Annotated in this window: 12 protein-coding genes; 4 read left to right on the forward strand and 8 right to left on the reverse strand. The window is 65.6% G+C overall.

What is annotated here, in order from left to right:
• Position 1 precedes the first annotated feature (1 nt).
• On the reverse strand, positions 2 to 1,639 hold the full coding sequence (locus tag BVH73_RS12080) for an OFA family MFS transporter (protein WP_079419002.1): 1,638 nt from the start codon (positions 1,637 to 1,639) through the stop codon (positions 2 to 4).
• A gap of 298 nt (positions 1,640 to 1,937) precedes the next feature.
• On the opposite strand from BVH73_RS12080, the gene BVH73_RS12085 reads away from it, so the two are divergent.
• Genes BVH73_RS12085 through BVH73_RS12100 form a run of 4 tightly spaced genes read left to right on the forward strand, consistent with a single transcriptional unit; the run spans position 1,938 to position 5,947 of the window.
• Positions 1,938 to 3,293 (forward strand): NAD(P)/FAD-dependent oxidoreductase, encoded by a 1,356-nt coding sequence (locus BVH73_RS12085; protein ID WP_079419004.1) that lies wholly within the window; start codon positions 1,938 to 1,940, stop codon positions 3,291 to 3,293.
• A gap of 12 nt (positions 3,294 to 3,305) precedes the next feature.
• A complete protein-coding gene (locus tag BVH73_RS12090; protein WP_245800335.1) occupies positions 3,306 to 4,358 on the forward strand; it encodes a chorismate transformation FkbO/Hyg5 family protein in 1,053 nt (350 codons plus the stop codon).
• Positions 4,351 to 5,157, forward strand: coding sequence for a lysophospholipid acyltransferase family protein (locus BVH73_RS12095; RefSeq protein ID WP_079419007.1), 807 nt, complete (start codon positions 4,351 to 4,353; stop codon positions 5,155 to 5,157). Before BVH73_RS12090 ends, BVH73_RS12095 begins: the two co-directional genes overlap by 8 nt.
• The gene (locus BVH73_RS12100; protein WP_245800336.1) at positions 5,150 to 5,947 is read left to right on the forward strand and encodes a glycosyltransferase family 2 protein; all 798 of its coding nucleotides are present in this window, start codon (positions 5,150 to 5,152) and stop codon (positions 5,945 to 5,947) included. The genes BVH73_RS12095 and BVH73_RS12100 overlap by 8 nt, the downstream gene beginning before the upstream one ends.
• Here BVH73_RS12100 and BVH73_RS12105 read toward each other — a convergent pair.
• From BVH73_RS12105 to BVH73_RS12135, 7 genes are read right to left on the reverse strand one after another with little or no spacing between them, the layout of a single operon-like run.
• The gene (locus BVH73_RS12105) at positions 5,939 to 7,252 is read right to left on the reverse strand and encodes a cation:proton antiporter (RefSeq protein ID WP_079419011.1); all 1,314 of its coding nucleotides are present in this window, start codon (positions 7,250 to 7,252) and stop codon (positions 5,939 to 5,941) included. The two genes, BVH73_RS12100 and BVH73_RS12105, sit on opposite strands and share 9 nt — an antisense overlap.
• A 25-nt stretch (positions 7,253 to 7,277) precedes the next feature.
• On the reverse strand, positions 7,278 to 8,018 hold the full coding sequence (gene fabG / locus BVH73_RS12110; protein WP_079419013.1) for a 3-oxoacyl-ACP reductase FabG: 741 nt from the start codon (positions 8,016 to 8,018) through the stop codon (positions 7,278 to 7,280).
• Entirely contained in the window at positions 8,011 to 8,484 is a 474-nt protein-coding gene (locus BVH73_RS12115; RefSeq protein WP_079419015.1) for a hotdog family protein, read from the reverse strand. The genes fabG and BVH73_RS12115 overlap by 8 nt, the downstream gene beginning before the upstream one ends.
• A gap of 14 nt (positions 8,485 to 8,498) precedes the next feature.
• A complete protein-coding gene (locus BVH73_RS12120; RefSeq protein ID WP_079420584.1) occupies positions 8,499 to 9,308 on the reverse strand; it encodes a beta-ketoacyl synthase chain length factor in 810 nt (269 codons plus the stop codon).
• 11 nt (positions 9,309 to 9,319) lie between these two features.
• Entirely contained in the window at positions 9,320 to 10,543 is a 1,224-nt protein-coding gene (locus BVH73_RS12125; protein ID WP_079419017.1) for a beta-ketoacyl-[acyl-carrier-protein] synthase family protein, read from the reverse strand.
• Positions 10,544 to 10,603: 60 nt separating this feature from the next.
• Positions 10,604 to 11,482: a polysaccharide deacetylase family protein gene (locus BVH73_RS12130; RefSeq protein WP_079420586.1), complete on the reverse strand. Its 879-nt coding sequence runs from the start codon at positions 11,480 to 11,482 to the stop codon at positions 10,604 to 10,606.
• Between the two features lie 2 nt (positions 11,483 to 11,484).
• Complete coding sequence (locus tag BVH73_RS12135; protein ID WP_079419019.1) at positions 11,485 to 13,902, reverse strand: MMPL family transporter; 2,418 nt, start codon at positions 13,900 to 13,902, stop codon at positions 11,485 to 11,487.
• Positions 13,903 to 13,910 lie beyond the last annotated feature (8 nt).

Below are 13,910 nucleotides of genomic sequence, written 5' to 3' on the forward strand. Positions count from 1 at the left end.
ATCAAAGCAGCACGGCCGCCTTCTGCAGGGCGATGTAAACGCCGATGAGAAAGGGAATGCCGACCGCAGCCCAGGCCAGGATGCCACCGAGGCCAAAGCCGCCGCGCGCTGCATGTTCGGCGTCGCCGGTGAGGCGGTCCTCGTGCTTGAGGGCGCGTTCGCGCGCAAGCTCCTCGGCCGTCATGCGGTGCCTGGCATGAACAGGACGGACCAGCAGATTCAGGACAAAACCCACCAGTAGCAGACCGGCCAGGATGTAGAGCGTGCGGTCATAGACCAGGTTTTTCGGCACGCCGGCATCGATCTGCGTCTGTCGGATGGCAGCAATCAGGAAGGGACCGGCAACGCCGGCGACCGACCACGCCGTGAGCAGGCGGCCATGAATGGCGCCGACCATCTGCGTGCCAAACAGATCGGCCAGATAGGCCGGCACCGTGGCGAAACCGCCGCCGTACATGGTCATGATCACGCAGACCGCCAGGATGAACAGCCCCGCCGCGCCGGTATGCCCCAGCGCGGGCAGGCTGGCATACAGCACCACGCCGAGCGCAAAGAACACGGCATAGGTCGCCTTGCGGCCGATGTAATCGGACAGCGCGGCCCAGAACAGCCGTCCACCGCTGTTGAACAGACTGATCAGGCCGACCAGCCCTCCGGCCGCGGCCACCAGCGCGGCCTTTTGCGTGGCATCCAGGGTTGCGGCACCATCCAGGCCGATGAGACGCCCGCCGAACACATCCTGCAGCATGGGGCTGGCCATGGCGATCACACCGATACCCGCGGTCACGTTCAGGCACAGAATCCACCACACCAGCCAGAACTGCGGCGTCTTCCAGGCCTTGTTCAGGTGCACTTCGTGGTCGGTGATCATGGTGTTGCCACCCTGGGCCTTGGGGGTCCAGCCCCGTGGTCTCCACCCGGCGGGCGGTACGCGAAAGCCAAACGCCCCGGCCGTCATGACCGCGAAGTAAATCACCCCCATGACCATCAGCGTGGGCGCCACGCCTTGCGTGCCACTGGCGCCGAAGTGCTTCATCAACGCCACGGCCAGCGGTGCGCCGATCATCGCCCCGCCGCCGAAGCCCATGATGGCAAAGCCGGTCGCCAGTCCACGTCGGTCGGGGAACCATTTGATCAGCGTGGAAACCGGCGTGATATAGCCCAATCCCAGGCCAATGCCACCGAGAACTCCGATGCCCAGAATGACCAGCCAAAGCTGGTGGATGGACACGCCGATGCCTCCCAGCACCAGCCCGCCGCCCCAGCAAAGCGCGGCGATCAAACCGGCCTTGCGCGGGCCCGCATGTTCCAGCCATGCACCCCAGATCGCGGCCGAAATGCCCAGAAAGGCGATGAACACTTCGAAGATGTGCGTTACGGAAGGAACTCCCCAGTTGCAGGTCGAGGTGGTGAGCTGGGCCCAGAAACCCATCGAGCCACAGATGGCGGGATCGGTCCCTTCGAGCAGCTTGCTCATGGGCAGCCAGAACACGGAAAAGCCATACGCCATGCCAATGCACAGATGAATGGCCAGCGCCGCGGGTGGAACCAGCCAGCGGTTGAAGCGGGGACCTGCGACCGTGCGTTCACGCACGAGCAGTCCGGTATGGCTGCGGATTGTGGCAAGAGCTTCGGACATGATGTCTCCAAGGGTGTTGTTGTGTCGTCCGTCGAAGGTGCAGCGCACGACGAGGGTGCTTCTGCAGCGTGCGTTATATCGCGAATCCCGCATGTCGGCTGGCTGTGCGGGGGGCTGCGGTGTGGTGTCGGTGCCCGGGCGAACTTCTGCCGACCGGGTTGTCTCAAGAAAGCGCAGGGCTCGTCCTGGGAGGTAGAGGCGATCCCTACAATTCACGCACGATCCGTCAGCCACCGCGGGTCAGAGAGGGCGCCTTCGGTGGTGGCCAGCGGACTGTCCTTGAAACGATACGGGAACCATGAAAGAACAACTGATCGCTGCGGGCGATTCTGAGGCGCGCCACCAGGTGGATGTGCTGGTCATCGGCGGCGGTCCGGCGGGCACGACCGCGGCCACGCAGTTGCAAACACGCGGGTTTAGAGTTGCCTTGCTCGAGAAGGACCACCACCCTCGCTTTCACATCGGCGAGTCACTGCTGCCGGCCAATCTGCCTCTGCTGGAAAAACTCGGCGTCGCTGATGACGTGAAGGCGATTGCGATGGAGAAATGGGGAGCGGAGTTTGTTTCTCCGTGGCACGCGCAGGAGACGCAGACGTTTGCCTTTGCCGAAGCCTGGGATAAGTCCATGCCCATGGCCTATCAGGTTCGCCGCTCGGAGTTCGACGAGATTCTGATGCGCAACACGCGCAGTAAGGGCGTGGACGTCAGAGAAGGCTGCAAAGTGGATGCGGTGGAGTTCCTGCCTGGCGGCGAGGGGGCGATCGTCTCGGCCACCCACGAGGACGGCCGCCATTCCACGTGGCAAGCGCGCCAGGTTGTCGATGCCTCCGGCAGAGACACCGTGCTGGGAAGCCGCTTCAGGACCAAGACGCGCAATCCCAGACACAACAGCGCGGCCCTCTACGCCCATTTCAGCGGCGCCCGGCGGCTCGACGGTAAGGCGCAGGGCAATATCAGCATTTTCTGGTTCGAGCATGGCTGGTTCTGGTTCATTCCCCTGGCCGACGGCACAACCAGCGTAGGTGCCGTGGTCTGGCCGTACTACCTCAAGCGGCGGGACAAGCCGCTTGAGGCTTTCTTTGCCGATACCCTGGCGATGTCGCCCGCGCTGAGTGCGCGGCTCGCCGATGCCACCCGGGTCTCCGCGGTCGAGGCCACGGGCAATTTTTCCTACAGCTGCAGCCAGACGCATGGGCCGAATTACGTGCTGATTGGCGATGCCTTTGCGTTCATCGATCCGGTGTTCTCCTCGGGTGTGATGCTTGCGATGCAGGGCGGCTTTTTCGCGGCCGACGCCCTGGAGACTTGCCTGCGTCAGCCGGCCAAGGCGAGCCAGGCGCTGGCCCTGTTCGATCGACAGATGCGTCATGGCCCGCGGGCGTTCTCCTGGTTCATCTACCGGGTCAACCACCCGACCATGCGCGATCTGTTCATGGGGCCACGCAATGTTCTGCGCGTGAAGGAGGCTCTTCTTTCTGTCCTGGCGGGAGATATTTTTGGCAGGACGCCGATCTGGCCCTCGATTGCCGTGCTGAAGGCGATCTTCTACGCCGCTTCGCTCAAACACCTCGGTCGCACCTTGGCGGCACGCGCGCTGCGCAAGCGCCAGATTCAGGTGCATGATGATCTTCAGACCGAGATGCGTCAGGGCTGAGCCTGTATCCCCATGCTGCAACTGCACCATCTGTCGGCTGACGGCCTTGCCCAGACCTCGGCCGCCGCACCCTACGCCTGCATGGGTGCGGCATGTTTCGGGGCGGGCGGGCGCGCCAGCAGCGACGATGCCGCTCTGTGTCTGGCACATGTGCGGGTTGAGCCGCTCGCGGATCAGCCCGAAGTCTGCGAGGCCTGGCTGACTCGCGGGCCCCTGCAGCACGGACGAGCCGGGCCGATGCGGTGGAGCGGCAATGCCGATCTGGTGTTTGGCGTGGTGGAGATTGCCGAGCATGCCCGGCCCGAGCTGCCGGATTCCACGCCGCCCCTGCAAGCGGCCGCGCGGGAGGCCTATGCGGCCTTGTTCGGCACGCTGGACGTGCTGGGCTACCCGTATCTGCTGCGAGTCTGGAACCATGTTCCCGACATCAACGGCACGAGCCACGGCCTGGAACGCTATCGTCTGTTCAACATCGGGCGACAGGATGCCTTCCTGGCACACGGACGCACGGTCGACGGAGGCAGCGTGCCCGCGGCCAGCGCCTTGGGGGCCGCGACAGGTGCACCGTTGCTGGTGTATGGCATTGCGGCGCGGCAGGCGCCCACGGCAATCGAGAACCCCCGCCAGGTCAGCGCCTATGACTACCCGCGGGACTATGGTCCGCGCAGCCCCACGTTTTCGCGGGCCAGTCTGGCGCGTTTGGGCTCGCAGCATCTGCTCTTCATCTCGGGGACCGCCAGCATCGTTGGCCATCGCACCCTGCATGCGCATGATGTGGCCGAACAGACTCGAGAGACCCTGCGCAACATCGACGCTGTACTGAAACAGGCGCATGAACATGGGGCTGCGGGCATCTCTCTGGCTGATCTGCACTTCAAGGTCTATGTACGCCACGGATCGGACTGGCCGGTGATACGTGCCGAGCTTCGGCGGGCCGTGGGGGCGAATGTGCGCGCCATCGCGCTTCAGGCCGACGTGTGCCGGCAGGACTTGCTGGTGGAAATCGAGGCAAGCGGCATACGCTGCATGCCCGGGCCGATCTGCCCAGGGAATCGCGATGAATGAGGACGTGATGACGCACGAAGCACGCCCACATTCGAGGGTACGCGGCGTCTGGGACATGTCGCGGGTCTTCTTCGGCCTTGGACTGTTGGGAGGGATGGGGCTGCTGTGGTCCCTGCTGGCCGTGCCGTTGTACTACCTGTTGCCCCGCAAGACGGGTCTGGTGTTCGGACGCTGGCTGATCCACTCGGCGTTTCGCGTCTATCTGCGCACGCTATCGCTGATCGGCGCCTGCCGCTTCGACCTCGGCGCACTTGATGAACTGCGCGGCCAGCCAGCCATGATCGTCGCGCCCAATCATCCCTCGCTGATCGATGCGGTGCTGGTGATCTCGCGCCTGCCGGGGTTGTCCTGCATCATGAAATCCAGCATCGTCGACAACCCGTCGCTGGGTGCGGGTGCAAGGCTGGCACGGTACATCCGCAACGATGCGCTGCGCAGCATGATTCATCTGGCCGTGGCCGACTTGCGTGCCGGGCATCACTTGCTGCTCTTTCCGGAAGGCACGCGAACGGCGCGACGACCGATCGGCCCCCTGCGTGGCAGCGTGGCGCTCATCGCCAAGCAGGCGCGCGTGCCGGTTCAGACGGTGTTCATCGAGACCGACTCGCCCTTTCTCGCCAAGGGCTGGCCATTGAGGCGTCGTCCGCAACTGCCTATTACCTATCGCATCAGACTGGGGCGTCGTTTCGACCCGCCGCACGATGCACAGGCTTTCCTGGCCGAACTCGATGCCTACTTTCGCGAAGGCCTGGCCGGGGCCATGCTGCCCGAGCCCATGCCCGAGCCATCGGATGAGTGATTGCACTCTCCTTTATGGCGGGCCGACGCCGAGTGCAAGTCATCTCGTGCTCATTCCCAGCTACAACCCCGGCGCCAAGGTCTACGAGACCGTGCGTGCGGCCCGGGCGCAATGGGCGCCGGTCTGGGTCGTGGTCGATGGCAGCACGGACGGCACGGCCCAGGGGCTTCGCGAACTGGCGGCGGGTGATCCGCAGTTGCGCGTGTTCGTGCTCCCGACCAATCACGGCAAGGGTGCCGCCGTGCTGCATGGGTTGGAGGCCGCAGCCGCAGCCGGATTCAGTCACGCGCTCACGATGGATTCCGATGGGCAGCATCCCGCCGAACGCATTCCCGAATTCATGGCCGCGTCGCAGCGACAGCCTCCGGCGATGGTGCTGGGTGTGCCGGTCTTCGACGCCAGCGCACCCAATCTTCGGGTTCAGGGGCGCAAGATTTCCAACGGTTGGGCCAACCTCGAAACGCTCTGGGCGGGTATCGGCGATTCGCTGTACGGCTTTCGGATCTACCCCATTGCAGAGCTGCGCGCGGTGATGCGTCGCCAGCACTGGATGCGTCGGTTCGACTTCGATCCCGAAGCCGTGGTGCGTCTGAGTTGGCGCGGTGTGCCCGCCATCAACCTGCCCGCCCCGGTGCGCTACCTGCGGGCCGACGAGGGCGGTGTGTCGCACTTCAACTACTTGCGCGACAACCTGCTGTTGACCTGGATGCACACCCGTCTGTTTCTCGGCTTTGTGATGCGTCTGCCGTTGTTGGTGGCGCGCCGGATGAGGCACCGGGTCTCAGGCTGATCCGTGATCGGTGCCGATCGTCTGCGCCGGGCGCGACTGAAGCGCCGCGTGCGGAAGCCAGAGTCGCAGCAACGGAGCGGTGATCACGGTGCTGAAAATCGCCATCAGCACCAGCATGGTGAACACGTTGTGCGACAGTACGCCGAGGTCATAGCCCACGTTGATGACGATGAGCTCCATGAGCGCGCGGGTGTTCATCAACGCACCCATCACGCCCGATTGCGCACGACTCATGCCGCATCGGCGTGCCGCCAGGTAGGCGCCGCCGAACTTGCCCAAGGTGGCCAATGCGATGAGCAGCAAACACCAGCCCCAGAGCGGCGCGCTGGACAGTCCCCCCAGATCGGTGCGCAGTCCGGTATAGGTGAAGAAAATGGGTAGGAAAAACACCAGGACGAAAGGACTGATCTGAGTCTTCCAGGCCTGCACAAGGCGGGCCTGATCGTGCAGGATGACGCCCATCATGAAGCCGCCGAAGATGGCGAAGATGCCTATTTGATAGGTCGTCATGCCAGAGACGAAGATGGCGGCCAGCACCACGCCCAGCAAATTGGGCGACAGATCGTCGCCGTCCGACTGCAAGCGGCGGATGATTCTGCGCATCAGCGGGCGAACCGCGAGAACCCAGATGAGCGCAAACCCGACGACCAGGGCTACCTTGAGGCCGAACGCCGCGGGCTGGAACCCACTCACCGCCAGCATGGTGACCAGGGCCAGCAGCAGCCAGCCCACCACGTCGTTGAAAGCTGCCGCGCTGATGGCGATGACCCCTAGTGGCGTGCGATGCAGGTCGAAGTCCACGAGGATGCGTCCGAGAATGGGCAGGGCCGTGATGGAAAACGCCGTCGCGACGAACAGGGCGCTGATGCCGAAACGGGCGTCAGGTGACAGCGTTGACGCGCTGGCGGCGCCGAACCCCAGACCGAGCGCGAAAGGGGCCGTCATGCTGGCCACGCCGATCCAAAGGACCGCGCGACGATTCTCTCGATGGCCGAGGTGAGCAAAGTCGAACTCCAGGCCGATCTGGAACATCAGCAGAATCAGCCCGATCTGTGACAGGATCTGCAACGGCGTTCCGGATGTGGAGTGAAAGACGAAGGCAAACAGGTTCGGGGCCAGCAGGCCCAGGAGCGAGGGCCCCAACAGGATGCCGATCACGATTTCACCGACCGCGGCCGTCTGCCCCAAACGCAAGGCCACCACGCCACCAACCCGACCCGCAAGCACGATGACCGTGAGTTGCAGCAGGGTGAAGAACAGCAGGGTTTCGGTCGCGTGGACGGGCAAAGGCGTGTGGGTACTCATGGCTGGCGTGGAAGAGCCGCGCGAGTCAGATCATCCCGCCATTGATGGAGATGATCTGTCCGCTGATATAGGCAGAGCGCTCGGAAGCGAGGAATCCCACAAGGTCGGCAACCTCCTCGGGTTGTCCGGCGCGCTTCATCGGTACCAGACGGGCCACAGCCTCGGCATTGAAATGGTCGGCGCTCATCGGGGTGGCGATGATGCCTGGGGCGACGGCATTCACCGTGATGCCCCGGCTGGCCACCTCCAGCGCCAGGGATTTGGTGGCCGCATGCAGCGCCCCCTTTGCGGCGGCATAGTTCACCTGGCCACGATTGCCCGCGATGGCCGCCACCGAGGTGATGTTGATGATCCGGCCCCAGCGGGTTCGGATCATGGGCAACAGCAACGGCTGCGTCAGGTGAAAAAAGCCATGGAGATTGACGTCGATGACCCGTTGCCACTGATCGGCGCGCATGCCGGGAAACACGGCGTCGTCATGCAGGCCGGCATTGTTGACCAGGACTTGCACTGGCCCGTCGGCCAACATCGTTTCGACGGCCGTGGCCGTGGCCGTGGCGTCGGTGACATCGAATGCCACCGCCTGTGCGGCACAACCCCGACCGCGCAGTTCCGTCGCAAGTGCCTGGGCGCGGGCAAGTCCGCTGTTGGCGTGGACGATGACGGCATAGCCGTCGGCCGCGAGGCGACGGCAGATGGCGGCGCCGATGCCGCCGCTGCCGCCGGTGACCAGGGCGCGGCGTGTGACAGGGGTCGAGTCAGTCATGGAGGAACGATGCGTTTGTTGGGACGGTTGTGCCGCGGTCGAGGAGGACCGAGGCGCGGCCTTCGAGCAGGCAGCGATCCGCCCCGCAGACCTTGAATTGATAGAGCAACAGACCGAGATCGCCACTGATGCGCTCCGCCTCGACGACAAGATCGTGGGGGATGTCATCGAGCCGGTTCACATGGAGATCGACCGCACGCACGCTGATCAGCATGCCAGGCCGGGGCGGCGCATCCTGATCGCTGACCAGCGCCCCATGGATGGCCATGGCTTGTGCGGCATATTCGATGCCGCAGGCCGCACCCAGCCGGCCGTGCTGACACAAAGGATGATCCGGAAGGCGATGGTTGATGGCGACGCATGCGATGCGCTCTCCATCCCAGGTGAGAACGCTTTCGAGCAGGCACATCCGACCCTGATGCGGGATGTGAGCGGCGATCCAGGTGTGATCGAGGGCGGCGACCATGGCGTGGGGGCGGGTCAGCTTGGATCGATCGTCACGGCGAGGCCCTGACCAGGCAGGTGATCGAGTACCACCGTGCCTGATTCGCCCCGACTCAACGCCTCAAGCAAGGGCAAGGCACGGGCCGCGGGAATCGAGCGGCGCAGCGCGTCGAGGTCTGCATTCGTCAGGGTGTTGGCGGGGTCGTCCGTGAAGGGAGCTGCGGCCCGGATGCTGAGCCGGGCCAGGCTGCGGTCGCTGCGTTTGGGAGTCAAGGCCAGCGCCAGGCCGAAGCTGTCCGGAATGGGGCGAACGCTGTGCAGCGGCTCGGGGTAGCCCGTGTCATAGGCCAGCAGCAGGACGGGCTGCTGCAGCACGGCGACCTGAACCAGTGCTTCCAGCAGGCCGACGCCGAAGCTGGCATCGAGTGCGCACAACACGGTCGAGGGCGCCATCGCCCCGGTGGCGATGCCCCAGTAGCCGGAGGCTGCGTTGTGTACCGAATTGTGGAACCGTGTGGGCGAGATCATGCGATCACTGCAGGCGAGTGCCGCACAGATCTCATGGCAGTTGAGGCCGTCACTTCCCGATGAGGTGAACACCGTGGCCAGATGAGCTGCTTGCATCCCGGCGGCAGCCACAGCCTCCAGACCGGTCGCGAGGGTGAGCTTGACGGCCGCGGTGGCGCGCCTTCGCTCGGCCGCAGGCAGGGTCTGGGGGGCGGGCAGCTGCGTGCGGCACGACAGATATATCGCTTCGCCGCGCAGGATCGATCGGGTCTGGGGCCAATTCTGCAGGCCCGGCCCCAGCAGGCCGATGCCGTCCAGCGAGGCGGTCAGACGGGTCATGACGCTCATCGCTAACCTCCTCGTGCCAGAACCAGGCTGCAATTGGTTCCGCCAAAACCAAAGGAGTTGCTCATCACATGCCGTGGCGCCGTCTCGACGGGCTGCAACAGATAGTTCAGCGGGGTGTCGCGCGTGAAGGCTGGGTCGAGCATGTCGGCTCCCGTGCCTCCCGGCAGGAAGCCGTGACGCAACGCCAACATGCAGAAGACCGCTTCCACACCGCCCGCTGCACCCAGGGTGTGGCCGGTCGCGCCCTTGGTCGAACTGCAGGGCGTGGTGGGGCCGAACAGGGACGCCACGGCCCGGCCTTCCGCACGGTCATTGCTGGGGGTGGCGGTGCCGTGTAGGTTGATGTAGTCGATGGCCGAGGGCTGCAGTCCCGCCTGGGCAAGCGCAGCCTGCATGGCCAGACGCGCGCCCAGTCCCTCGGGGTGGGGCGAGGACATGTGATGGGCGTCGCTGGACTCGCCTGCGCCCAGCAGAAGCACGGCCTCGTCGGCGGCTTGTGCTGGCGCGGCTTCGAGCAGCACAAACGCGGCGGCTTCGCCAATGGAAAGACCCATTCGCCGGGCATCGAAGGGGCGACAGGGGTCGGGGGCCAGCAGTTCCAGGGCGTTGAACCCGTACAACGTGGTCAGGCACAGACTGTCCACGCCGCCCACCACGGCGCAGTCGATCATGTTCGCCGCAATCATGCGCTGCGCGGTCGCGAACACTTTGGCACTGGACGAGCAGGCGGACGAGACCACCATGGCGGGGCCACGAAGCCCGAACCGGGCGCTGACATACGCGGCGAGGGAGTAGGTGTTGTGCGTCTGTGCGTAGTGCAGATCGGTGGTGAATGCGCCTTGCGCGTCGCGCTCCCGGTAGGCCAGTTCGGTTTGCAGAATGCCCGAAGTGCTGGTGCCGAGGAAGACGCCGACCCGGTGGCTGCCGTGGCGGGCCGCAGCGGCCTGCACGGCTGCGGCAAAGCCGTCCTGCTGCAAGGCGAGTTCGGCCAGACGGTTGTTGCGGCAGTCGTAGTCGGCCCATTGCCGCGGCAGACGCACCTCGTCCACGCCCGCGACTTCGCCGATCCATGTGGGCAGGTCGACGGTTTCGAAGCGGCAAGGCGCAAGCCCGCTGCTGCCCTGGCGCAAGGCCAGCCGATGAAGCTCCAGGCCCGTACCCAGGCAGCTGGTGACGGTGGCGGCGGCGAACTGCAATGGAGGCGAGGGAGAGGCTGGGGGTTGCATGTCCAGGGGGACGACTTTGAGACTCGGTTCATTTGAGGGGATATCGACCCGGCTGATGGTTCACGGCAACACGGCAGGTCGGGATCGGGCGTTCTGGTCTGCCGGGCGATCGGCGCACGCAGCCTTTAAGGTCACGGGTTGAAGCCCGGCTTGGCGCAGAGCCTGCAGCAATTCGGGAAGAACCTCCAGGATGACGGGCCGGCCCTGCGCCGTGCGCGCGGCATGGCCATCGTGAAGCAGCAGGATGTCGCCCGCCTTCAAATGACGCAAGAGCCGCCGCAGCACCACGGCCGGGCGGGTTTCGCGGGTATCGAAGCCGCGGCGTGTCCAGCTCGTTAGCCGGAGGTCGTGTTGGGCCAGTACGGGGGAAAGAAACAGGTTGCGCAGCCCAGCGGGCGCGCGGAAGAAGCGTGGTCTCACGCCCGTGCAGGTCTGGATCATTTGCTGAGCCTGCTGCAGTTCCCGGGCGAAGCCGCGCGGCCCGAGCAGCGAAAAGTGGTGACGGTGATGTGCGCTGTGATTCTCGATCGCATGGCCGCGCCGTGCGATGGCCCGGCTCAGCGCCGGATGGGCCTGCACGCGCTCGCCGATGCAGAAAAAGGTGGCACGCACATCGTGGCGATCGAGCAAGTCGAGGACTTCGGGCGTGACTTCCGGGTCCGGCCCGTCGTCTATGGTCAGCGCCACTTCACCGCGCAGAGCTGCCTCTCTGGGCAGTCGGCTGAGATTGGCGCCCAGGGCGTGACAGCGCGGCCACAGACCCGCAAGCGTCAGCACCAGATGATTGAGCGCGAGCAGGGCGAGAAGCCAGGGCCACAGGCCAGGCCGCCAGGCGATGGCGATCAGTGCGCCCAGATGCAGGAGCACCGAGGCCGTCACCAGGGGCGGTGGGCGCCAGGCCGGCACAGGCGGCAGGGAGGGGGCGGCATTGTCGAACATGGTCATGGCGGATTGTGCCCTGCCTCTGACGGTCGATCAGGCGCCGACAGCATGGCCGAGAACAACAGGGCCAGCAGGGCCCCGGGGGCTACGGTCGCACCCAGGGCCTGCAGCACCGGGACACCCGACAGCAATAAGGGGCCAAAACCCGCCACGGTCGTCAGATTGGCGAACAGCAACGACGCCAGAGTGGTCGGCTCCGGTCCGTCTCCCTCCTGCTGGCTCCGGTTGAAAAACAAGGCGTAGTTCGAACCGACTGCGACGATCAGCATCATGCCCACCAGATGCAGCAGGGTGAGTTGCACGCCGGCCAGCAGCAGCCCCGCCACCACGACCAGCACGGCGGCCAACAACGGGGCCAGGACGCGGGCGGTGCGCCGCGGCGAGCGCAGGGCGATCAGCAGCAAGAGGGCAATGGCTGCGATGCCGGCCAGCGAGAGCCAGGCCGCCGTATGCAGATATCCGTCATACAGGCGCGTGCTGGCCGCCCCCAGATTGATGACTTGCGCGCCAGTGCCGGCGAGCGCGGCCTGCACGCGGGTTTCGTCAATGGAACCGTTGACGGGCGCGCGCAGCGGCATCAGGGCCACCCAGCCGCCCGTCGGCGGATGCAGCAGCAGTCCATCGAGTGCCATGGCGAACGAGGTGTGCGCCAGATCGGCCCGGGTGAGCAGTGGCAGATGCCGGGCAGCCGCCACGTCTCGCACGAAGGGGGCCAGCACCGAGGGTTGGACCGGCAGGTTCTTCAGGGCGGCATCCAGCCGGCCCTGAAGCTGTGGCGCATCGGGCAAGGCCTGCTGCCGGGCTCGCTGCGCAGCCTGACTCGGCAAATAGCGGGCGGGACTGTCGAAGCCCGCAATCACACCCTGCGTCTGAAGCTCTTGCAGATGCGGGCTGATGCGCTCGGCCGCGGCCAGCGCGGCGTCGAGATGGGGCGCATGAACGGTGACCAGATCCACGGCGTCGGGCGCGCCGAGCTGTGAACGCAACTCGGCGTTGAGCGCCAGCGATGAGGCGCTGATCGGGCTGAGCGCGGATAGACGCGTATTCCAGACGTCATCGCGATGACGTGCGATGACGATGATCGCAGCCAAGGCCAGCAGGACCACCGCCCAGCGTGCGCGTCGCAGATGCGCCACTCCCTGACGGAGCGCCTGTCCGGTGCGGCGAAGGTCGCGCACGGCGAAGTTCGCGGGCAGAAGCAGCGGCAGCACGAAGCGGGTGACCAGGGCTGCGGCCAGCAGCCCGGCAATGGAGTAGGCCCCGAGTTGCGCGAGGCCCGGGAAATCGGACAACAACAACGTGGCGAAACCGACGACGGAGGTGAGCATGCCCAGGCGGATGGTCGGCCAGAAGCGCTGCAGCCAGTCGCGGCGGGCCGTGGCGTTCTGCTGGCCCGACTGAACAAACAAATAGATGGAGTAATCCACAGCCTCGCCGATGAGCGTGGTGCCGAACCCGAGAGTGATGCCCTGGACCACGCCGAACCCCAGGCTGACGGCGGTGATGCCGGCGACCACGCCGGTAAGCACCGGAAGCAGCCCCAGCAGCAACACGGATATGGATCGATAGACCAAGAGCAGCAGGACAACGATGAGAACGCCCCCGATCCAAGAGACCCGCTCGACCGCGCCCCTGATGGTGCTGCGTGATTGCACGGCGAAAACGGCGGTGCCGCTGATCACCAACGTAGTGGGACGAACCGAGGTCGGGCCGTGGGTCGATGCCGAAGAGTCGGCCCTCGTTTGCTGTGGGGTGAGTTGTCGCTGCGCTTCGGCAAAGGCGTCTTGCACCGCCGTGAGCGCCGCCTGCTGGCCGTCGGTATCAGTCCCGGCGGCACGAGTCTGCAACAGCAGCAGGGCGCGAGACATGTCCTTGGCGGCCCAGACGCCATCCACCTTGTGAGGCTGCGTACCGTTGGCCATAGTGCCAAGCAGCTGAAGCAGAGTGCCCGTGGGGTCTGCGGGGAAAAGGGCCTTGAGGCTGCCGCCCATGGGCGAGGCAAGCTGATCGATGCTGCTGGAGATGGCACGGTGCAGTCCGGCTTCGGAGAAGGCCTGCGGCGTGGTCTCGGGGCTGAGCAGATAGCGGTATTGAAACAGCAGGGTCTCGTCGGGCTGCGCAGGGTTCGACTCGCCGTTGTTCACGGAGACGAAAGCCGGGTTGTGGCGTAACCGGGCGGCGAGTGCCCGCGAGAGCGCGGCACGGGTGCTTGCGTCACCGCCGTCGATGCCCACCAGCAGAAGGCGTGAAATCAGCCCGTCGCGCAATTGATCGACCAGCACCTGTTCCTGCGCCGTGGGCTTGCTCGGAAGAAAGGCCGACATGTCTGCCGTGTAGCGGCTTTGCACGATGACGGCAAGCCCGGCTGCCCATGCCGCCAGCCAGCACAGCAGCGGGATGAAACGACGCGGCATCATGGGGCAGG

Source organism: Thiomonas intermedia, assembly GCF_002028405.1.
GTDB classification, from domain to species: Bacteria; Pseudomonadota; Gammaproteobacteria; order Burkholderiales; family Burkholderiaceae_C; genus Thiomonas; species Thiomonas intermedia.